Raw genomic sequence first — 21,404 nt, 5'->3', positions numbered from 1 at the left:
GCCCGCTACGGAATCCATGCGCAGCAAGCGCCGGTCTCAGTGCCGGCGATCACCCCTCAATCGGCCGATACGGTCGTTTTTGTCCGCGAAAAGCAGGAGGCAACACCTATGTCCAATACCGATGTTCAAACCGTCGCCGTGGTCAGTCAGGATGCGGAAGATGGCAATACCCCTGGTGTCCAGATCGAGCACGACGCGCAGCAGGCCGAGGAAAACGGGGCCTTTGTCGAAGACGCGATCGACGAGGATGCCGCCTGGCAGTCGAACGCCGATCTTGCGCCCCAGGCCGACCCTCATGACACGGCCATCATCGTGTCCGGCAAGCCCTACAGCTCGGAGGGACAGACGCCATGAAGAAAGGATATGCCGAGGAAGTCGCCAATCGTATTATCGAGCAGTTGGAGCAGGGGAGCGCGCCATGGCAAAAGCCATGGGCACCCGGTGAGCTGTCGCTCCCCTTCAATCCCACCACCGGCAAACAGTACAAGGGGATCAATACCCTCTGGCTTTCCATGCAGGGGCGTGAGGATCCGCGATGGATGACCTACAACCAGGCCGCCGAGGCCGGCGCGCAGGTCAAACGTGGCGAAAAAGGCACCAGCATCGTCTACTGGAAATTTCAGGACCGCGAGCTGGTCAAAGATCAACAGGGCAAACCTGTCCTCAATGACAAGGGCGAGAAGCAGTACTTCACCGTGCAGTTGGAAAGACCGCGCTCGTTTCATGCGGTCGTATTCAATGCACAGCAGATCGATGGCCTCCCGCCACTGGAGCGCAAAGCGGAGCAGCCGGAGCATGAGCGCCATGAGCGGGCCGAATCCATCCTGGCGGCATCCGGCGCTGATATTCAGCATGTTGCAGGTGACAGAGCCTTTTACAGCCTGACAACCGATCGGATCACGTTGCCCGAGCTGGAGCAGTTCCACAGTGCCGATGGGTACTACGCCACGGCATTGCATGAGCTGGGGCATTGGACAGGGCACCCCTCGCGTCTTGACCGGGATCTGGCCCACCCATTTGGCAGCGAGGGTTACGCGAAGGAAGAGCTTAGAGCCGAAATCGCGTCTTTGATGCTGGGCGAACGCCTTGGAATTGGTCACGATCCAGGGCAGCACGTCGCGTATGTTGGGGGATGGATCAAGGCGCTTAAAGAGGATCCCCGCGAAATCTTCCGCGCTGCATCAGACGCCGAGCGCATCACTGGCTACGTCATGGGTCTGGAGCAGGAGCAAGCGCGGGAACAGAAGGTTGCCGGACATGAAGATCCAGCAACCGAACTGCGGGCACTATGGGATTCTCAAGGTGTTCCCAAAGAGCAGCAGGACGCTCTTATCGCTGAAATCATCGAAAAGGCGCGCCCAGGGGCAAGTGTCGGGCCTTTCATCATTCCCACAAATCAAGAGTCTTTGACCGAGCGTACCGTTTCGGCCGGAGAGGATAACCAATTGCCAGCCGGATGGGCCGAACAGCAGCCTGGTGGCATGGCGACCAATCCGGATCCTGATAAGGGCGGGATTCTCGACAAAAACATGGTGTCCGGCAAATGGTTCTATGTTGCCAATTCGGACAACGTAGATTCCAGCGAACCCGTTTTCTCGACGCGAGCGGAAGCCTTCACCGGCCTCCAGGGCGCACTAGCCGACGAGGCCGTGCAAGCCTTTCAGGCTTCGGAGGTTGTTTTTGAGCGCGAGCTGATCCGTGTCTATGGCGATGATGTTGGCGACGAGCGCTACAGAAGCCGGCATCAGGATCCTGTCCTTCAAAAGGCGAAAGAGGACTTTGTTGCCGCTGGTCAGGCATCTTACGAAGCAAGCAAGGCCGCCCGTGAAGCGCAGCAGGTCAGCAGTTCTCTGCCGCCTGAATCATCTCTACCCGAAGAAACCAAAGTGCGCCACCACGCGCCCGAGACCACTATGGCAGACCGTACCTATCTGGCCGTGCCCTATCGTGAGAAAGAGCAGGCCAAAGCCGCAGCAAAAGAGGCAGGGTTTACCCTGTCATGGGATAAGGGCGCGAAAAGCTGGTACGCACCAAAAGGGGCGGACCTGTCGAGCATGGGGCAATGGAAGGCCGACGCCGAGCGCGTTGAAAAGCCCTCAGCACCGGAACCCGTTGAGGCGCAGTTCGCCAAGGCATTGGCAGGGGCGGGCCTGAAACTGGATGGCTTGCCCATCATGGATGGGCAGATTCACCGCGTCCCGGTTGACGGCGATCGAGGCGGGCAGACAAGTGGTGCATATGCAGGCCATTTGGTGGGGCGAACCCCTGGCGGCTTTATCCAGAACTACAAGAGCGGCGAGGTTATCAACTGGAAGCCTGAAGGGGTGGTGCCCCGGTTGTCCGATGAGCAACGGGCGCAGCTCAATGCCGAGGCCGCGCAGCGCCAGCAGCAGCGGGAAACGGCTACCCTCGAAAAGCACACTCAGACCGCGAGTGCCGCCGCCGCGTTGTGGGCGGAGGCCCCGGCAGCAACAGCCGACAACGCCTATTGCAAGGCAAAAGGCATCACCGATCCCAAAGGGTTGCGGGTTGTTCCGGATCGCGTCAGTGCAGACGCAGCAGCCAAAGGGATCCGCATCGCCAAGACCGTCAAAGAGGCCAAGGCGCTGCGCAACGCGGATCCGGAGGCCCGCGTATTCAAGGCGGGCGATCTTCTGGTGCCGGGTCGGGATACTGAGGGGCGCTTGTGGACGCTGGAGAGCGTAAACCCGAGCTTCAAGAGCCTGATGAAGGGTGGCCGCAAACACGGCTTGTTCACCGTTGCCGGAACAGATCCGGACGGCAAGGCCCTCAAGGACTTACTTGCCGGTAAGCACCCTTTGGTGCTGACCGAAGGTTTCTCGACAGGTGACACCGTGGCCGGTTTGGCCGGGCATCCTGTCGTGGTGGCCTTTGGCAACGGCAACATGGATGCCGTCGCGGGTCAGTTGCGCGAGATCTATCCTGACCGCCCCATGATCCTTGCGGCCGACAACGACCATGAAGCCACTAAGAAAATGGGGCCGAATGGGAAGCCGCTGGAAAATGCGGGCCTGGTGCAGGCCGGAAAGGTTGCTGCCAAGCATGGTGCCGGTATTGCGGCCCCGCCGCTGAAAGACGGCGACAAAGGCAGTGACTGGAATGATCTGAGAGAGCAGCGGGGCGAAGCTGAAGCCAAAAAGCTGTTTGATGAACAAATGGCAGTGGCGCGCCGGGATGCACAGATCAATGCAGACAGGCTTCTGACCTTGGCGCGGACCAGGGACATGGAGGCGCGAAACGATCCGACGACAAGCGCGGATGACGCCCATGTTGCCCAGGAGAAGAGCAAGGCTGCCGAACTGATGACGCAAGCCACGACGCAGTTGAGTGAGGTCAGGGCCGCGACCGCCGATGCCAAGATCGGTGGCCGTGCGCTTTCACCGGCAGCAGCGAAAGCCGGCATTGATCATAAGAACGCGACCATGGCGGACGAGGTGAAGCAGGAGCGCCAGGAGGTTCAGAACGCCCCTCACGTCAACAATACCGCTGTTGAAGAGGCGAAGAAGGCCCAAGCCCCGAGCCGAGGTCAGCGTCCTCGATCCCGTGCGAAAGGCATGGACGCCGGCTTGTAATGGTTCGTGAGCCAGTTGCCCGGCTGTCTGTTTATTCGGGCGACAAATATATATTGATATATTGATAGCTATATATCAATATATCAACTCCCACATACAACAGGAGCGACGAAGATGACCACATTGGTTATCGTGGAATCGCCCGGCAAGGTGAAGAAGTTGAGCGCCTTGTTGGGTGCGAGCTACAAGGTCATGGCCAGTGTCGGCCATGTACGGGATCTGCCCCAGCGAGAGCTGGGTATCCAGCCCCCTGATTTCAAACCCGCCTATGAGCCTACCGAGCGTGGCAAAGGCGTCTTGTCGAAACTGCGCCAAGGGGTGACAGACGCCGACCGCGTTTTGCTGGCAACAGACCCCGATCGCGAGGGCGAGGCCATTGCCTGGCACCTGGCCGACGCCCTCAAGCTGCAAAAGCCCGAGCGGGTGACGTTCACCGCTATTACCAAAGAACAGGTTCTCGCCGCTGTCGCTTCGCCCCGACCCATCGACATGGAGCGGGTGCGGGCGCAGGAAGCGCGCCGGGTGCTCGACCGGATTGTCGGCTATCGCGTGAGCCCGGCCCTGTCAGAGCGTTCTGGCCAGAACCTTTCTGCAGGGCGGGTGCAATCGCCTGCCGTTCGCCTGGTCGTTGACCGTGAACGCGAGATCGCGGCCTTCAAGGTCACCGAGCACTATGGCGCAGAGCTGGTGTTCAACAACGGCGACGGGACGAGCTGGAAAGCGGCTTGGGATACGAAACCGCACCTTGCGGAGGGTCAGCAATACCTGCTCGACGATGCCTTAGCGCAGATTGTTGCCGGTGTCCGCGAAGTGACGGTGGCCACCTTCGCAGACAGCGAGAAGGGCAGAGCACCCGCCGCGCCGTTCACCACGTCAACCTTGCAGCAGGCCGCAGGGCAGCGCCTCAAGTTCAAGCCCAAAAAGACCATGGAGCTGGCTCAGAGGCTCTATGAGCAAGGTGTCATTACCTACCACCGAACCGACGCCCCGAACATGGATCTGGCCGGTATGGATGATATTGCCGCCTATGCTCAGGGGGCCGGTTTGCCCCTTGCGGAGAAGCCCCGGCGCTGGAAGGCCAAGGAGGGCGCTCAGGAAGGCCATGAGGCGATCAGGCCGACACACGCGGGGGATTTGGAGGCCGGCGAGACAACGGACGAGCAGGCGCTTTACAGGCTGATCTGGCAGCGGGCTGTTGCGTCTCAGTTGGCTGATGCCATGTATGCGGTACGCACCGTCACCCTGGCGGGAGAGATACCCGGCGATACCCAGGGGGTTGCCGTCACCTTTCTGGCCAACGGGCGTACCCTTCAATCCCAGGGCTGGCTGGCGGTCTATGCCGATGATGCTGCCGACGATGACGAGGAAAGCGCTTCCAGCAATCCGATACCGCACCTCGCTGAAGGCGCAGCACTGACCGCAGCCGAAGGGCGGTTGTTGACGAAATGCACCAAGCCGCCGACGCGCTTTACCGAAGCCACGCTAGTCAAGGAGTTGGAGCGCCTTGGCATCGGTCGGCCGAGCACCTATGCCGCCATCCTCGATAACATCACGTCCCGCGCTTACGTCACCGAGGGAGCAAAGGGCTATCTCATCCCCTCGCCTATCGGGGAATCGATCCGGGATGCCCTGGTCGGGCGGTTTGGTTTCGCGGATCTGGATTACACGCGAGAGCTTGAAAACCAGTTGGACCTGATCGCCGAGGCAAAGGCGGACTACCACATGGTAGTGTCGTCTGCCTGGAGCGGACTGGATGGCGAGCTGGCCGCCCTCGATGCCGTGGAGTTTGTTCCGGCAAACCCCTGCCCCGAGTGCGGGAAAGCGCTGCGCCGTATCAAGGGTAGCTATGGCTTTTTCTGGTCCTGCACCGGCTATCCGGATTGCAAGACCTCGCTTCCGGACGCCAAGGGCAAGCCCGGCGAGCGCAAAGCCCCCCCTGCCTTGTCAGGAATCCCCTGCCCGAAATGCGGGAAGGATCTGGCGCGACGGCAGGGCGTCAGCAAACCGAAAAAGCGCGGGCTGAAAGGACGGCCTTACGACTTCTACAGCTGCACCGGCTTTCCCAAGTGTGATGCCAAGTACGACACCGGAGCCGATGGCAAGCCCGCTTTCCCCCCGGAGGGTTCAGCATGAACGATATCAAGACGATCCAAGACCGGATCCGGCTACTTTGTGAAGAGATTGAGGCCAACGAGCTGGAAAACCGGCTCAATGAGCTGGAGCTTCAGGATCTTGAGGCGCGCCTGGATTATCTGCGTTCCTCATCCCCCAACCCCACCAACGAAGGTACTTTTGTATGAATATCCTGATCTTTTCGGGCCGCCTGGCGGCCACTCCGGAGCTGGAAACCCATGGTGATACGACGCTGACCCGGATTCGCCTGATCCGCAATGAATACGCGGGCAAAGACGACGCCGGCAACCGCAAGGAGCGACAGGTAACCCTGTCCGTGACCGCCTTTGGCGGTCAGGCAGAGCTATTGGCCCGCAGCGCCTTGAAGGGTGACCAGTTGTTTGTTCATGCATCGATCCGAAACAACAACTTCACGGACGGCAAGGGCATCGATCGCTACGAGTACAACTTCGAACTGGATGAGTTCGAGTTTGGCGCGCCTGGTCCGGAGAAGCGGCAGCAGCTTGCCGCCAAGGAAGCAGGCGGATCCTGATAGCGCTTCAGGCGCATTACTACGAACCTCGCCGGTTCGCATGAGCCGGCGCACGTGAGGCAACGACAATGGAGATGTTTGCAAACACCCAAGCCCGCCCCGCTGAAGAGCAGGTATTCGGCGAAACCCGACCGTCCCTGTGGCTGGCCGCGCCGCGTCTGGTGTCCGGCTTTATTCTCGCGATGGTCCTCAGCTACTACTGGCCCTCGATCCTGGCGGCGCTGCCCATCAACCAAGTACCTGTTTTCTGGTCATGGGCGTTGATCTGGATCCTCTGCACCGGCCCCGGAGCCTGGCAGGTTCTGGTACTGCTGACGACGCAGTATGAGTTCACCAGCCAGCGGATCGTGACCAAGCACGGGGTGTTCAACCGCAGCCGTGACCAGCTCGAAATCGTGCGGGTGCGGGATCTGTCCACCTATGAGCCGTTCTATCTTCGCATGATCGGCCTTGGATCACTTCAGCTCGACACCGTTGATCGCAGTCACCCGGTGCTTGTGATTCCCGGCCAGCACAACGTGATCAAGCTCAAGAACTTCATTCACGATCTGAATATCAAGGAACGCCAGCGGCTTGGTTACCGCGAATTCGAGAACACACAATGAGGCCACAAACTTGTGAAGCCCGTATTTCTTTAGAGTATGGGGTATATTCCCCTCACTGGATGCAGAGATAGATCAGCTCTGCATTCCCGGCGACTCGTCTCAGGGAGCGCTGGCGCGGTCGGCAACCGCGAGCAAAGAACTGTTGAAAGCCGTGATGGTGTGCCGCCTGAAAAGGAAGTGGCTGCGTAATACGGAGCCGGGTAACTGGGACCGGGGTATGATGCCCGGCTTTCAACGGGAGTTGTCTGGGATAGTGGTCTAAACAGGCCACCCGCCCCGCTAAGGGGAAGGAGGGAAAACGAAAGCGCAGCAGGTGCGCATGGGGAAGCTACATGGCGAGAGCCTGCAAACTCTTGCGACGTGTAGGGCTGTCTTGCAGGACTGTCGGATGCTGAAAGGCAACCCTATTACCCACGCTACAACCTGTACTTTCTGATTCCCCGCGCTTCCGTCTGCACGCGGACCAAAGGCGCGAAGACTGATGGCCGGTGCGGCGGCCAAAATTTTCATAGGCCGTGCCCGCCCGGTCCTATGAAAAGCCATTTTGCCCGATGTTCGTGCACGAACAACAAGGGTTAGGCGGGCCACCGGCTTTCCACCACCCGGCTTTGCCCTAAGCGCAGGCCGGGTTTTTTATGCCTAAGCATAAGCAGGGTGTTCTTAGATCGAAACGGTATCAGCCAGCACGGCGGATCCCCGAATATTGCCTATACTGATCCGGCGGTAAGTCTTTTGGATTAGCACTAAGGCAGTAGAACGGCTGCCTTTATTCCTTCCGCAACCAACAAATCATAATCATGAGAAGGAGTTCCACCATGGCTACAACCTATGCAATTTGCTACTGCATTTCCCCGGTGCGCCGCTGCAAGTCCCGTGGCGTTGACAAGCTGCATGAACATTTCGATGAAGCCCACTGGGCTGAAATCAAGAGCAATCTTGAAGCGTACATGCGCGATGATGTTTGTGTGCCTTATGCCAACCAGTCCGTTGAGGTCGATGCGGAGCTGGAGGCAACATTGCACACGTTCGTTTCCACGATCGCGGCCATGCGCGAAACGGACCCCACCAGCATCGAAAGCTTTTCGCCGGTGTTCACGGGCCTTCAGCGGACCAATGCCTACCTGCTCAACTACGGCCTTCGCGTGGTAGACACGAAGTCGTCGAAGGTCACCACCGGAAGCGGCCCCCGCTTCGATGACGTGCCGGCCAACAACCAGTATGTCGAGATGGCCAAGGTGCTGTCAGGTGCAACGCGAAGGGCTGCGCATGAACTTCGGGAAAGCGTTCGTGTCGACAATCCGCTGTATGTCCTGCACCACCAGGCCCTGCTGTATGACCTGGCCGCCGAAATGACCCGGCTTTCAGTCGAGTCCACGGCTGTTGTAACCGAAAAGCTGTTGGAGCCCGAGCACCCGCACCGGCAGTTGCTGGAAGAGAAATGGGAGCGTGACGGGATCTAGATCGTCTCCCCGATAGGTATTCACCTGTCATTCAGGGTGGTCATGGCTACGGTCATGATCACCCTTTTTGTTTCCGGCCTGGTGCCGTACTTTCAGTGCCTGAATCTTGCCCGATCCACCGTCTAGGATTCGTGCTCACACCATAATTCTACGGGAGAAACTATGAGAAACGCCTTTATCGCTCTGCTGTTCGCCAGCTTCGCCGCCCCTGCATTCGCCCAGGATGCGACCACCCAGGAGCCGATCGATGAAGCTGCATGGCAGGCTGAGTGGAGCGCGGCCGACAAAGATGGTGATGGCAAGTTGAGCCGGGAAGAGGCCAAGGCCGCCAATCAGAACATGACCGACGCGGTGTTTGATGAGATCGATGCTGATGGTGACGGCTTCCTGTCGCCTGAAGAAGACAAGGCCATGCTTCAGAAATCAGGCAGTGCCAAGAACAACTGACCGGCGCAAACCACCGAACTTCAGAGGGGCGAGAGCCCCTTTTTTGTTGCCTGCTTTCGGGCGTTCCAGGCTAGGGCCTGTCGGGCTTGCCCTGCTGCGCATCGAGCCGCCCGCGTCTCGCCCCTTCGGGGAGCATCCCTAACGTCTCCGCGCCACCGGCGCTGCGCGCTCCGCTTGCCCTTCCTTTTTGGTGCCATTCGTCCCTCAGTGGGTTCTCCCGTGGACGGCCGAGCAGTCCTTTGGCTCCTAGTTTGTCACGGGGCGGCCGACCGCAACGCTGCGCGTCCTCCACTACGTTTCGGCCCTTCGGGTGCTGTCAGCCTCATTCCCCGTGACCGCACGTCGCCGACGGCCAGCACGGCCTTAAACCACGGGAGAAAAACATGAAAAGCAATGAATGCACCAAATGGAAACTCGCCTCGGAGATCCAGAGAGGGGACATTGTGACCGCGTATTCGTTCAAAGCCATCGTGGTTGAGGTAGATCCCATCGAGTACGAGGGAGAGATTTTCTACATCCTGCGCACCGACTTCATCAGCGGTGACCTGAAACAGCACCGTTTTCTTGGCGGCGTCCTTCAGCAGGGCGGCCATATCAGCCTTCAGGTGGAGGGCTGACCATGGCTAAGCATGATCAGGTTCTGGCCGAGCTGGCCCGTGCACTCCCCGATGATCGCGAAGCGTTGCTCGATGCCGCCAAAGGAGCCGTTTGCCAGTTCCATGAAGCGGCAATAGTTGAAGATATGGCAGCTTTCGAGCAGGCCCGTTTGCTTCGCGAAGCCATCACATGGAAGCTGAACGGTGGTAGCAGTTTCGGCACCAATGCAGGAGAGAATTCACCGGGTTATGTCGTTGAGCGACACTGCGCGGCAACGCCAGGTGAAGTCCCCATGTGGGGCCAACGGGGCCAGTTTATCATCACCGTTCGCGGGATCCGCGCAATGATTGATAGTGGCGACAGCTTTGGTTTCGGAATGTGCCACTTCTCATTTCACGCGGTGGATCGCAGCAAGCCGTTCATTTCAGAGACCGGCTATCGCAGCCATTTTATGCCTTTCCCGTTTGGCTACACGGTGAAGGAAGCAGCGGAAGCGGTTCTCGAAGAGTTCATCGAGAGCCAAGGTCGCAAGGTGATCGAGCCGCGATATCGCGACCGGGAGATCCCGTCATGGATCGAGGCTAACGATATTGTTGCCCCAGCCACCTATCAGGAGACCAATGGACAGGGAGCCTTCGGCTTCTAACCAGATGGGGGGCTGTTCGGCTCCCCTCTCTTCCCTACCCTCAACCAGGCATAGACGATGACCAAGCAAGAGCTCTTATCCCGGATCGATGACCTGACGCGCATGGCAGATGCCCGTATCGCCAGTTGCGGCCTGCTGGAGCTGCATCCGGGGGACATGCTGGCACCGGATGAGCGCGCCGAAATGCACCGACTGAAGATGAGCTTGCCCACGTTTGCCGAGGAACGTCAGATGGCGCGTGACAGAATAGAGCAACGATTGGCGGCGCGGGGGCGTCAGCATAGGCGGTGAGCTGACTGCTCTCGTGTGAGTATTCATACCTTCAGCCCGGTTGCACCCTTGGTGTATACTTTTCCTCCTTTCATGATGACTATTTTGCTATGTACGAGGAAACGCAGCGTTACCACCGAATGCTGTTCGGGCGTAACCTTCGCCAGGCGCGCAAGAGAGGTAGAATTCCCCAACGGGAGCTGGCAGAACTGGCCGGCGTGTCTCAGAGTTTTATCAGTCATGCCGAAAATGGCCGCGCATCGGTCAGCATCACCAAGATGGCGCTTTTGTCCCGCGCTCTCGGGGTGCCGCTCCATGAGTTGTTAAAGCCATAGGCAGCGAGGCGGGTTAGTGGAACAACCGATGAGTTTGTGGACAACTAGAATTATGGACAAGTAAATGGACTAATCGCGGATGGAGGGTGCTTTGTGGATATTCGGACGATTTTGGATTCAAGGCTGTCGTGCGTTCATAACGTGCGGCTGATGGGGATCAGCAAGGATCACCATGGCGGGGAGATCCTGACGATCAAATGGTCACAGGGGACACAGGACCTGGCTACCGGGTTTCCCCACCGAAATTACAGCAATGTGCAGGCGCGCATTAACAGCGTCGGCTACATGGCCATGGCGGGCAGGCCGGGCAAGTTCTATTTCGCGCCCTACTACGACCAAAGCCTGATGCGCTTCCCAGATCTGGACGGGGTGGACCATCAGGATGGGCGTTCTTACTGGGGCTGGATATGCGCGGAGCGGCCAAGGGGTTTCCATGCGCCGTCAGGAGTCATCCCCGGCGAGCGTGGCAGGTTCATCCCTGACGAGACAATCCCGGTGACTATTGCCGTTCCTTCGGAGTTTGTCAGGCTTTGCCGGGCCTACAAAATGAACCCTGAGCAAATGCTACGAGGATTCATCGGCGATGCGGCGGGGCTTCACAATCTCCTGAGTTGCCCCAGGGCGGATGGCTACGGATCCAATGGAAGCGATGAACGGCAGTTTGCATCAGACTGGATCGACCGCGCCTATGGTCATTCAAGGATCGATTTGGAGGCCCGAGAGGCGGCAGAACAAAAGCAGCGTCTTAGGGACGCCGAGCTAGAAGACTTTGCAGGCATTTTGGATGATTTTATCGATGCGGGCGGTGACGCGGGATCCTTTGTGCAAGCTGTAGCATCGCTTGCAGAAACCATGGCCCCTGATCAACCTGGCGGGAGCCACTGATATGCGGGATCCGCTGGATAAAACGACCTTGGAAATGTCATTGCCGGGCGGTGATGCCAAAGAGAGCGCAAGACCTGATGAGCAAGGGCCTCTCAGTCAGGGACGTGGCAGCGACGCTCAGGGTCAGCAAGAGCACGATCTACAATGCTCTTCAGGCGCAGGAAACGAGAAGGTAGAGTTATGGCACCTACGCTCGGGATTTGCCTTCGAGTGGCAGTCTGGCGGCATCGCAGGAAGGCAACGCTTTCAGCGTCCGCCACGGTTTTTCGGCCCAAGGGTGCAGTCCTGCTTACTTGCCGCTTGAAAAGCGGCCACAGACAAATACGATCGAGGTAAGCGCCATGAAATACGTACTCCACCTACTCCACAGCATCCTGAGCCTAAGCCGTCGAGTTATTTACGGCGTGGCAATGCTGATAGCGGTCGTCTACCTGATGCAGTCCGTGGTCCTTTTCGGCCTCGCGATCTTCGCAGGCCAGCCACTTCCTTTCAGCAGCACCGCAGTGATTGTCCTCATCCAGGCATTCGCGGTTTTGGTCTTCGCCCCCATGCTCATTGATGCGGCACTGCGGTACATCGAGCGTCTTTACAGGAAGCTGGCCTAGCACCAGCAAGGGCGTTGCCGAGAGTATTGCTGAATAAGAAAGGGCCGGCGAACCGGCCCCAAGCGCATTGCAATCAGACACGCATCTATTCCGCCGTGCTGGCCAGCGGGTGTCCGGTCCATGATGGCAGGATAATGTCCTTGGTGATCATGATGTTGAACTTGTAACCGGGCCGGATTTCAAGTGTCGGCTGAATGTCCATATTCCGGCGCGACATTTCCATCCCAAGCTGCCCGAGCTGGCGGCCGAGTTCAGCGGCCATGATCTGCTGCGAGTCATAGGTGCCACCGTCGCGGGGGCCATCCGGTTGCGATAGCTGAATGCCGGCAGAGAACAACGAGAGCATGAAGGCGTTTCCGAAGATCCGCCAATAGTGGTTGTTCACCTTGTCCGCAAACCCTGCAAAACCGCTCTGATCCGCACCCGGCATCATATCGAGCGAGACTGACGAACCATCCGGATAAATTACCCGGTTCCATGCGACCAGGACCCGGCGCTGGCCCAGCGTCACAGTGCTGTCGTAGGTTCCGACCAGGCGCGCACCTGCCGGGATCAACAGATGTTGTCCCGACGCCGTGTCGTAGACGTTCTGCCGGACCTGGCCGACGATCTGCCCCGGAAGATCTGAGTTGATGCCACCTATCATGACGCCGGGGATGATCGTGCCCGCCTTGACTTCCTTGTCGGAAATGGCGGGTAGCCGGGTGTGCGGTAGATACGTTTGTGTCGGATCCAGTGACAGGAACGAACGCTTGTGATCCTGCCTGTTTGGATCGGCATTTCCTCCAGCTCCCGCCACACCCAGAGCGTCAAGGCCAAGTCCTGAAGGAATGCGGCCGCGAGCGCCTGTTCCCGCACCTGTCAGGCCAGCCAAGGCCATACCAGCCCCCGGCCCTGTTCCTGCATTTCCCGCGCCTGTGTTGCTGGAATTCCGGGTGCTACTGCTGCCGAACGCCACCGTTGGCTCAGCCGTAAGCGCCGCTTCCATCGCGGCAAACTTGTTCTCTTCAATCCGCTGAAGAAGACGCAAGCGGTCTTCGTTGACAGGATCAGGAGCAGGGCCGGTATCAGGCATGGGATCTGAAGGCGTAACCTCTACCGGGTCGCCTTCGTCGGGCGTTGGCGGCTCCAGCGGGCCAAAGTTTTCGGGACGCACGGCCGGCACTGCGGTAGTCGTTACGCTACCGGGTTGAATCTCTGCCGTAGAACCGCGAACACCACCTCCTTGGCGCTGGATAAACGTGTAGCTGACCGCTGCGAAGGCCAGTATTGCCAACCCGCCGATAATGAATAGCGGCACTCTGTTCAGGCGACGAACCCCCTTCCCCCTTTTTGGTGCCGCCAGAAAGTCAGGGCTGTCGTTGCCAATGATCGGATCAACCTTGTCGTTCTCATTCATTTTGGGATGCCTCCCTGACCGTGAACGGGGCGGCGCTATCTGGCGACAACTCGCCATTGGTTGCGCGAGGGTAGAAGCGCGCCGCTTCAGTGTTCTGATATTGCAGCCGCATCAACACGCCGGCATCGAGCGGAGATACCAGATAGCGCAATGCCGTTCCGGCCGCTTCCTGGCCGGTTGTGCTGCTGTTCTGGGGCTTTGTCGGTGCCATCACCACGCCGAATCCGGCATCACGGAGGGAAAGCGTCAGAGCCGGTGTCATGACCTCTTCCCGTCCGCTCGCCGGGCGAAGCAACAGCGTTGTATGGGCCGGTGCCAGTGGCTGGGCCAAATGCCTGGCTGCATCGGTCGCGAGTACGGTGGCGTCCCCGGCTGAAATTTCCGGCGCAACGTAAGACGCACCTGGGCCGGTAGTTGCGCAGCCGGCGAGCAGCGAGGCAGTCAAAAGGATCGGAGCTAGACGTTTCATGATTAGCGCCCCCTCTCGATGATCACACGGGTTTGCTGGCGGCCAACGCCGGTGATCAGTGCCACGCGATCGACGACCTGATCGATAATGTATCGGTCCCCGATCACTCGATAATTGATCATTTCCGTAGGGGGGGCCTTGAAGACGCCGCCCTTGCCTAGTGCCACCAGCGCCGGGGCTTCGGGCAAATTCGCATTGGGGAACTGGATGTAGGTTTTGGAACCGTCCGTATAAACCCGTTGCGGTACCCAGCTTGGCCGATCCCCGCTGATCCGGAAATCAAAGTTCAGATTCAAGAGCGATTGACCAGACGGCAATGTCGTCGCGTTCGTAAAGTTCTGTTGCGCATCACGATAGGCAGCCCACTCGCGCTGTACATCATCCGGATAGTCGAATGACAGCAGCGGGATCCATTCTTTTTGGGTCGATGCCAGCTTGATCGTGTAGGTGCGGCGATCCGTGCTGATGAAGAGGCTGGTCGTCAGGCCCGCGTCTGTCGGTTTTACCACAACGTGGGTTGTCGAGGTTGCCCCTGTTCCGCTGGTCGCCGGTGTTATGCGCCACCGAGCGGTATCACCCGCATGAACGTCATTGACGATTTCTCCAGGCTGAAGCCTGACCGCGCAAATCTCAAGCGGGGTGCACACCAAGGTGGGGAGGGTTGCGCCGAAGAGGTACTTCACGCTGCCGTCAGCACCCTTTCGGGGCTTGTCCGGGTTGGTTTTCCACTCGTTCGCAAGGTTGATACCGTGGGCCTCCTTTCCATCAAGCCAGATTTCGTTCGGCGAAATCAGCGCTTCAGTGGGCAAGCGGTTTGCTTCGAGAGCGGGCACCTGTTGTGCATAGGCAGCGGACGGCGGGAGCAAGATGGCAGCGGCCAGAAAGCCTGTTGCGGTTACGCTTTTACGCAGTTTCATACGTCATTTCCTCGGGCGGATTATTGGATTTGCAAGCGGTTGGTCCACGCGAACTGGCGGACATAAATGCCCATCGGGTTGACCATGATCTGTTGGGCGTCTTGGGGAGGCGATACGAGAATTGTGAAATTGCCCTGCCAGTTCTTCGTCTCGACAACTTTGCCAGAGGCGTTCTTGGCGGTTTCAGTCCACTCGATTTGCCACGTATCATCAGATACCGGGACAACGACATGAACATCGATGCCGACCGTTTCGCCCTTGTGTGCGCGCCGGTAGGGATTGTTGCTTCGATGGAAGGTGGCAAGCTCCTGATAGGCAGGGCTTTCCGGCAGGGTCATCGCATAAGTCGTATCGATCATATGCTTTAGAGCATCACGATCCGTGTATACCGATCGTGCGCCAATCAACCAGCTTCGCAACGATGCCCTCACCTGATTGCTGGTGGGTCGAGCTATAACGTCCGCCCGCTGGACGCGAACAACTTCACCATGGCCGTTCAGCTCGACCGCATACGGTACGACCTTCGTTTGCAGTGACACGGCGATGAGGCCACCGATAGCAAGTGCCGAGCACGCGACGGCTCCGAGAGCGACCAGTCGCCAGTTGTTCTTTGCCTTGATGAAGCCGCCATATCGTTCATTCCACTCGCGCCTGGCTGAAAGATAGGGGCTGTCCGGCAGACCGGATTTTTCCGGGGTTTCCTCTTTCCTTTTCTTCATCTCTATGACTCCCGTCAGAGGTAAAATATAGTCTAAACACTATCAAAGTGGGCGCACTTATCCTGTGAGGTTTGTGCCGCGGAGTTGGTGCTATCTAGCTGGGTGAGGGTTGAGTGGGCGGCTTGCCTGGATCTGCCGATCGGTCCATGCCCTGTACTTTGAGGTCCGCCATTGATGTTTCAGCATTGGCTGGACGAATGGTGTTTTCAGGCTTGTCCGCTTGCTGATTGTTGTTGGATGATGCGTGGTCGCCACCGTCCCAATCAGCGTCCTCGCCAGGAGGATTGGTTTGCAGGGGTGCCAAGCCTATCGACGTGCTGCCTTCCATGCCCGGTGTTGTAATTGCACCGACAACCCCAGTCATCTTTAACGCGCCGTCTGCGATGCCGTGGGCTGCTTTCGCTAACTTGGATCCGGAGCTGGGACCAGATCCCGATGGGGTCGCTGGTGAGCCTCCACCCGTAGGCGGCTTTGACGAAATCTGAGAACCGCCACCGACCCTTGGGCTGGAAGCTGTGCCAGCTTTCGTGCCGGTCTCGCCAGAGGACGTTCCCCCAGGCGTACTTGCTGCACTTCCAGTTGGCGCTGATGCGCCCCGCAGACTGCTACCAATCGCGTCCTGAAGACCTGATCCGCCAACAGCAGCGCCAGTTGATCCCCCGCCGCTACCGGACATTCCCTTAACGGCCTTTGAAAGGCCCTCAGTGGCAGCGCCGAGTTTGGATGCCGCCATGCCCAGTACGCCGACACCCGTTGCAGCGCCGGCAAGACCGGCAGCAGCTACAGCGCCGATCGCGCTACCGCCGCCAGGAGAAACGCCAGTGATCAACCCCTGAACCATGTCGGGAATTGTTTTGGTGAGGTAAGCGCACATCAAAGACAGCCCCACCAGGGTTAGAAGATCCGCACGTCCGCTATTCTCTTGATATGCGGCCCTCCATTCGATGGCTTGATCCTTGATCAGGCCAACGAGCAAGATCAGCACGAATATCTTGGCACCAACAGAAAAAGCATAGCGGATCATCGCCATGGCGTACTCACGTGTCCACTGGCTTGCTCCAAACCCCATAAAAAGTACGCTGGCGTTGATGACTATGTAAGATTCGACAAGCGCAACGAACATGAACGCAGCCATAAATGCATAGCAGGCGGCAATGATCAGCGCAGAAAATCCTATAACAATTGCTGCCCCGACACGCCACGCGCTCATGCCTTTGCTGACTTCTTCCGCAGTCATCAGGCCCTCAACCAGAATGTCGCCGGGCCACAAAAGATCGCCGAAACCTGACGCACTACCGCCAGCCTGTCTGAATGAATCGACAATAGCCGTGGCCCATTCGACAGAGAACTCAAGAAGAGCAGCGAAGAAACCTATAACGAGAATGAAGCGAACCAAATCCCCCACTATCTCGCCAAAGTCGGCTCCTTTCAGCACCATGGGTATGAAGGTAAAAACGAGCTGAATTAGCGCGAGCATCCAAAATAGTGTTCGCGCATACTCGCGGAGCGTATCAGCCCATCCATTCGCAGTGTCCTCAATCCGTTCTATCAAGCTGTTCGCCGATGTTGATGGTTCACTCAAGTCTTGGGCAAACAGGTCAGAGGGAAACAAAAACACGGCAAATAGGACTAAGGCCAATGGCCCTGCCCAATAGAGCTTTTTCATTAGAAGCCCCTCCGGTCACCGTCCTTTATCGGGCGGGATTCGAACTCAGATTCATCCCAGTCGGTACTGGTGGATGGCTCATCAGGGGCCTTGATAACAACCACTGTTACCCCGGCCGCAACACCCGTTGTCAAAATCAGTGCTAATGCCAGTTTCATCATGGGGGTCATCAGAAGCCCCTCCGTTGGCCGTCTTTCATTTCGTCCTCGGTGAAGTCGTCCAGAAATGCATCCTCGATGGTGCGCCGCTCAACTTCGTTGGACAGGTATTGGTTCTGAGATTGAATCATGTCGTTGTACATGAGCCGGAGCTTCTGGAGCTGCTGGACCTGCATGGCAGCAATTTCGTTGCCTGCCTGCACGGCTTGCATGCGCCCCTCGGCGGTTGCAGAGCGTTCAACCAAACGGGCAAGAACTGCCTCTTCATCATCGATCGCGGAAACGTTGATGCCGGCTGAACGCATCGACGTTCTCATGGAATCGAAGTTTGTCTTATTCCAGCGGTCATATTGCTGGACGGCAAAGTCCTTTTCCTCGCCTATCGAAGCCAGGTAGGTTTCATAGTCTTTGTAAACCGAGCGGAACTGTTCATCGAACTCGGGCAACTGGCCAGCGAGGCCCTGACTCTGCCCGTACAGGCCGGCCAGTTCCTGAATCAGCCCAACGATTTTGTCGAAGACAGAGGCATCGAAGATCCGTCCCTGTTTCAGCATATCCTCGTATTGCTTGATTTGGTTCTGTATCTGGGCGGCCGCGTCCGCTGCACGGGCCACTTCGGCGACGATGGTTTGCAGGGTGTGGGCGGGGTCCGTCACGACCCACTGGGCCTGGGCAACAGGGGTGATGCTGGTCGGGATGAAGCCCGCGAGGGAACCCGCAACAGCCATCGCCAGACCCAGTTTTTTTGCTTTACCGCTGAGCATATTGTTCATAGTTGACACCTCGATTTGTCATCCAAACGAGAGGCCATTCGGCCCCGTGAGCGCGTTGCAGCGACTTGATTTCGGCGATTGCCTCTTTGTCAGAGACCGCCACGAAACTGAGAGCCAGAGGCCCAAGCCCCAGCTCGAACAAACGCCGTCCCAGCGGCGATTTGTAATAGTAATGACGCTTGTACTGCGCTGACTTCAGCACCTGAATTTCCCGGTGGTTCAGGCCAAACGCCTTGTACAGATCCGCTGGACCAGGGTTTTCTTTGGTGCCTTCAAGATCGGCTTCCTTGTTCGGCAAGAAGATCTTTGTGGGGCATTGTTCTAGCAGTACATCGAGCAGTCCCGAATGGATGGCATCGGACAGGCTTTGTGTCGCAAGGATTACCAGGCAGTTTTTCTTACGCAGTTCCTTCAGCCATTCCCGCAGCTTCTCGCGGAACACCGGATGGCCAAGCATCACCCATGCTTCATCCAGGGACAGAATGGCGGGCTGGCCTTGCAACGATTTTTCGAAGCGGCGAAACAGATACAGAAGAACGGGGATCGCGTTCTTGTCGCCCAGCTTCATCAGCTCATCGATTTCAAAGACGGTTGTAGGCGTAATCTCAACGGAATCGGAGTTTCCATCGAGAAGGTGACCCATAGCGCCACTGATCGTGTAGTGGCTCAGCGCTGCCCGCAGATCCTCATCCTGAACCGTGGTGACAAAGTGTGTGAGTGAGCGAAAGCTAGCTGGTGCGCCCCGCAAAAGGCTCATCGCTTTGTGGATCTCGCTGCGCTGTTGAGGCGATGGGGGGCGGTTGGCCTGAAGTTCAAAGCAGGTTGCCAACCACTCTTCGGCCCAGAGCATGCCGCTGTCGCTATCGATATCGGTTAGCGGAGCGACGGCAATCTCACTGTCGTCAGCGCCAATATCATAGTGCGTCCCACCAGTGGCTGAAGCGAGGGCATAGAGCGAATGGCCTTTATCGAAAGCCGTGATGCTCATCGGCAGGCAACTGCCGTCTTGCCGGGGGCGGCTTTGATAGCGCCGAGCTTGGGCCTGGATCGTGGCGAGCAGCGTAGACTTGCCCGCCCCTGTCGGGCCGAGGATCAATGTGTGCCCCACATCACCTACATGGAGATTCAGCCGGAACGGGGTCGCCCCTCCGGTCACTGCCTGCATGAGCGGCGGTGAGCCTTCAGGGTAGAAGGGGCATGGGTTCTGTCGCTCACCTGGCCATACGCTTGTCAGTGGCAAAAGATCCGCAAGGTTCAAAGTGTGAACCAGGGGGCGGCGTACATTCGGATAGGTCTGGCCTGGCAGGGATCCCAGCCACGATTCCAGCGTGTTGACAGTTTCAATCCGGGCAGAAAATCCGCGACGTTCGATTTCCCGCGTGACGTACCTGGCTTGCTCTTCAAGGAACTTCCGGTTTTCGTGCATGAGCACGACCACCGGGGTGTAATAGCCAAATGCCACCAGGCCGGAGTTGGCTTCTGCGATGGCCTCTTCGGTCTCATTCATCATCGCGAGGGCATCCGTGTTGATCATGCCCTTTTCGCTTTTCATGACCTGACTGACGAAACCCCGGATCTTTTGTTGCCACTTGAGGCGGTACCGGTTGAGCGCGGCAATCGCTTCGTTCTGTTCCAAAAAGATAAATCGGCTTGACCACCGATAAGGCAGCGGCAATCCGTCCAGCATGTCGAGGATTCCGGGCGCTGTAGCGCCGGGAAAACCTTCAATCGCAACAGTGGAAATGAACTGTTCCCCGAGTTTTGGGGTGTCGCCGGGCCAAAGCTCCGAGTATCCAAGCCAGGCATCCAGATACATCGGGCAAGCTGGAACTCTCAGGGTGGCCGCTTTGCCGCTGACGCAATAATGTAAGTAGTTGATCAGCTCGTCCGTTTCGTAATCGTCGCCGTCTGGCGTCTGGGCAACCCTGCTACCCATACGCTCCATGTGAAGAAGATCGCCAATGCCATCCTCAAAATCGGACAGCCTTTTCTCAAACTCGGCGAGGTGACGATTGCCAAGAGCCGTGGTGTCACGGCCATCATCATCGTAGACCAGATCGCCAATTTTTGAATCTCGCTTCAGCGGCGGCAGATACTGCAAGAGCAGAGCGTATTCAGTTTCATAGTGGGACGATTCGCGCTCGAACATTGACCGCCGCTCAAGGTCGATCATTGCGGTGATGGGTTCAGGGAAGTGCGATGCTGACGGATCAGGATAGTCGGGCGAGGAAATGCGGATTGCATCTACCCACACCGCCCAGCCAGCGCCGAAACGTGACAGGTAGCTATTCACCAATGCGGTGAGGTGATTACGCTCCGACTCCGTGGCCATCGCGGCATCGTCGCCGCGAAAGAAGAACCCGGCCAGGAGGCTGCCGTCCTTGCCGAGAACCACGCCGCTGTCGATCAGCGCGGCATAGTTCAGCAGGTCGGGTAGCCCCGCAGCTTTGGTGCGAAACATTTTCAGTGCCAACATAAATGCTGCCTCAGTAGATGCGCGAGGATTTCGCGACCCGCCACGGTCGCGAGAAGGGCGCGTAGTAATCGGCGTAGCGGAGCTGCCTCAGATAAACTTTCGACATATTCGGATCGACCTTCGCCATGCGGCGAAGACCGTAGACACAGATCAGCCAGAGGATGATCCCGATCACGGACGCCAGAAAGTTCAGAGCTGAAACAATAATGCCGCCCGCAACCAGCATGGACGTGAGCATTAATTCGCGCTCACCACCCCACACCATTTGCGGGCGGTGCAGCGCCCGACGAGTCTTTGTTTGTCGTAGGTGCTGCGACTGGCTCATTTTGCGTGAACCTCCAGCGCCAGTGACAGCCCGTCAGGGATAACAGCGCCGGAAAACAGTGCGCCGGTCAGCAGCGTGTTGGCGAACATCAATATAGCGCCGACGAGCACGACATAGATAATGCGCCGCGTGAACTCCGAAATCTCACCGCCCCAGATCAGCATCGCACCACAGGCTACGATACCCAGCAGGGAAATGATGAAGGCCACAGGGCCTGTGATTGACCGTTGCAACGTGTCGAGTGGGGTTTCCCAAGGCAGTCCCGAGCCCCCGCCTGGGGTTGCGTCGGCAGCATGTACAGGATCGATGCCGGCAAAGAAAACCAAGGCTGCGAAAAGAGCAAACATCCACAGCTGGGTTTGGTGTTGGCCACGCAGTACGCGACTATTCATAG

At 58.1% G+C, this 21,404-nt stretch carries 24 protein-coding genes; 15 read left to right on the top strand and 9 right to left on the bottom strand.

Annotation, left to right across the window (positions count from 1 at the left end; all coding sequences use genetic code 11):
• From MUU56_RS31675 to MUU56_RS31615, 15 genes are all read left to right on the top strand, one after another.
• The coding region (locus MUU56_RS31675) for a hypothetical protein (RefSeq protein ID WP_425314258.1) at window positions 1–354 on the top strand (354 nt) is incomplete at its 5' end.
• Window positions 351–3,593: a zincin-like metallopeptidase domain-containing protein gene (locus tag MUU56_RS31670; protein ID WP_245082915.1), complete on the top strand. Its 3,243-nt coding sequence runs from the start codon at window positions 351–353 to the stop codon at window positions 3,591–3,593. The genes MUU56_RS31675 and MUU56_RS31670, both read left to right, overlap by 4 nt.
• 114 nt (window positions 3,594–3,707) lie before the next feature.
• Window positions 3,708–5,726 carry a type I DNA topoisomerase gene (gene topA / locus MUU56_RS31665; RefSeq protein ID WP_245082911.1) on the top strand — a complete coding sequence of 673 codons (2,019 nt, stop codon included), beginning with the start codon at window positions 3,708–3,710 and terminating at the stop codon, window positions 5,724–5,726.
• Window positions 5,723–5,893 carry a hypothetical protein gene (locus MUU56_RS31660; RefSeq protein ID WP_245082908.1) on the top strand — a complete coding sequence of 57 codons (171 nt, stop codon included), beginning with the start codon at window positions 5,723–5,725 and terminating at the stop codon, window positions 5,891–5,893. Before topA ends, MUU56_RS31660 begins: the two co-directional genes overlap by 4 nt.
• Complete coding sequence (locus MUU56_RS31655; protein ID WP_245082906.1) at window positions 5,890–6,258, top strand: single-stranded DNA-binding protein; 369 nt, start codon at window positions 5,890–5,892, stop codon at window positions 6,256–6,258. The genes MUU56_RS31660 and MUU56_RS31655 overlap by 4 nt, the downstream gene beginning before the upstream one ends.
• A gap of 68 nt (window positions 6,259–6,326) precedes the next feature.
• Window positions 6,327–6,863 (top strand): PH domain-containing protein, encoded by a 537-nt coding sequence (locus MUU56_RS31650; RefSeq protein WP_245082903.1) that lies wholly within the window; start codon window positions 6,327–6,329, stop codon window positions 6,861–6,863.
• Between the two features lie 815 nt (window positions 6,864–7,678).
• Complete coding sequence (locus tag MUU56_RS31645) at window positions 7,679–8,323, top strand: hypothetical protein (RefSeq protein WP_245082900.1); 645 nt, start codon at window positions 7,679–7,681, stop codon at window positions 8,321–8,323.
• A gap of 162 nt (window positions 8,324–8,485) precedes the next feature.
• Window positions 8,486–8,770, top strand: coding sequence for an EF-hand domain-containing protein (locus MUU56_RS31640; RefSeq protein ID WP_245082897.1), 285 nt, complete (start codon window positions 8,486–8,488; stop codon window positions 8,768–8,770).
• Window positions 8,771–9,153: 383 nt separating this feature from the next.
• A complete protein-coding gene (locus MUU56_RS31635; RefSeq protein ID WP_245082894.1) occupies window positions 9,154–9,387 on the top strand; it encodes a hypothetical protein in 234 nt (77 codons plus the stop codon).
• A 2-nt stretch (window positions 9,388–9,389) separates the two neighbouring features.
• The gene (locus MUU56_RS31630) at window positions 9,390–10,013 is read left to right on the top strand and encodes a hypothetical protein (protein WP_245082892.1); all 624 of its coding nucleotides are present in this window, start codon (window positions 9,390–9,392) and stop codon (window positions 10,011–10,013) included.
• 57 nt (window positions 10,014–10,070) lie between these two features.
• Window positions 10,071–10,304, top strand: coding sequence for a hypothetical protein (locus MUU56_RS31625; protein WP_245082890.1), 234 nt, complete (start codon window positions 10,071–10,073; stop codon window positions 10,302–10,304).
• An 89-nt stretch (window positions 10,305–10,393) separates the two neighbouring features.
• Complete coding sequence (locus MUU56_RS32995; protein ID WP_425314257.1) at window positions 10,394–10,618, top strand: helix-turn-helix domain-containing protein; 225 nt, start codon at window positions 10,394–10,396, stop codon at window positions 10,616–10,618.
• 93 nt (window positions 10,619–10,711) lie between these two features.
• A complete protein-coding gene (locus MUU56_RS31620; RefSeq protein WP_245082888.1) occupies window positions 10,712–11,503 on the top strand; it encodes a hypothetical protein in 792 nt (263 codons plus the stop codon).
• Between the two features lie 53 nt (window positions 11,504–11,556).
• Entirely contained in the window at window positions 11,557–11,679 is a 123-nt protein-coding gene (locus MUU56_RS32990) for a helix-turn-helix domain-containing protein (RefSeq protein ID WP_408633274.1), read from the top strand.
• A gap of 165 nt (window positions 11,680–11,844) precedes the next feature.
• Window positions 11,845–12,108, top strand: a complete 264-nt coding sequence (locus MUU56_RS31615) for a hypothetical protein (protein ID WP_245082886.1) — start codon at window positions 11,845–11,847, stop codon at window positions 12,106–12,108.
• Between the two features lie 85 nt (window positions 12,109–12,193).
• Here MUU56_RS31615 and MUU56_RS31610 read toward each other — a convergent pair whose 3' ends face one another.
• The 9 genes from MUU56_RS31610 to MUU56_RS31570 form a co-directional block, all read right to left on the bottom strand.
• A complete protein-coding gene (locus MUU56_RS31610) occupies window positions 12,194–13,507 on the bottom strand; it encodes a TrbI/VirB10 family protein (protein WP_245082884.1) in 1,314 nt (437 codons plus the stop codon).
• The gene (locus MUU56_RS31605) at window positions 13,500–13,976 is read right to left on the bottom strand and encodes a conjugal transfer protein TrbH (RefSeq protein ID WP_245082882.1); all 477 of its coding nucleotides are present in this window, start codon (window positions 13,974–13,976) and stop codon (window positions 13,500–13,502) included. The genes MUU56_RS31610 and MUU56_RS31605 overlap by 8 nt, the downstream gene beginning before the upstream one ends.
• A 2-nt stretch (window positions 13,977–13,978) precedes the next feature.
• Window positions 13,979–14,893, bottom strand: a complete 915-nt coding sequence (trbG, locus tag MUU56_RS31600) for a P-type conjugative transfer protein TrbG (RefSeq protein ID WP_245082879.1) — start codon at window positions 14,891–14,893, stop codon at window positions 13,979–13,981.
• A gap of 20 nt (window positions 14,894–14,913) precedes the next feature.
• On the bottom strand, window positions 14,914–15,612 hold the full coding sequence (locus MUU56_RS31595) for a VirB8/TrbF family protein (RefSeq protein WP_245082876.1): 699 nt from the start codon (window positions 15,610–15,612) through the stop codon (window positions 14,914–14,916).
• A 94-nt stretch (window positions 15,613–15,706) separates the two neighbouring features.
• On the bottom strand, window positions 15,707–17,278 hold the full coding sequence (gene trbL, locus MUU56_RS31590) for a P-type conjugative transfer protein TrbL (protein ID WP_245082873.1): 1,572 nt from the start codon (window positions 17,276–17,278) through the stop codon (window positions 15,707–15,709).
• Window positions 17,279–17,447: 169 nt separating this feature from the next.
• On the bottom strand, window positions 17,448–18,209 hold the full coding sequence (gene trbJ, locus MUU56_RS31585; protein ID WP_245082870.1) for a P-type conjugative transfer protein TrbJ: 762 nt from the start codon (window positions 18,207–18,209) through the stop codon (window positions 17,448–17,450).
• Window positions 18,187–20,685: a VirB4 family type IV secretion/conjugal transfer ATPase gene (locus MUU56_RS31580; protein WP_245082867.1), complete on the bottom strand. Its 2,499-nt coding sequence runs from the start codon at window positions 20,683–20,685 to the stop codon at window positions 18,187–18,189. Before MUU56_RS31580 ends, trbJ begins: the two co-directional genes overlap by 23 nt.
• A 10-nt stretch (window positions 20,686–20,695) precedes the next feature.
• Complete coding sequence (gene trbD, locus MUU56_RS31575; RefSeq protein WP_245082864.1) at window positions 20,696–21,010, bottom strand: conjugal transfer protein TrbD; 315 nt, start codon at window positions 21,008–21,010, stop codon at window positions 20,696–20,698.
• Complete coding sequence (locus MUU56_RS31570) at window positions 21,007–21,402, bottom strand: TrbC/VirB2 family protein (protein ID WP_245082861.1); 396 nt, start codon at window positions 21,400–21,402, stop codon at window positions 21,007–21,009. The genes trbD and MUU56_RS31570 overlap by 4 nt, the downstream gene beginning before the upstream one ends.
• Between the last annotated feature and the right edge of the window lie 2 nt (window positions 21,403–21,404).

The sequence above is a fragment of the Shinella yambaruensis genome, assembly GCF_022899355.1.
GTDB lineage: Bacteria > Pseudomonadota > Alphaproteobacteria > Rhizobiales > Rhizobiaceae > Shinella > Shinella yambaruensis.
This window is presented reverse-complemented; position numbering and strand designations above follow the sequence as displayed.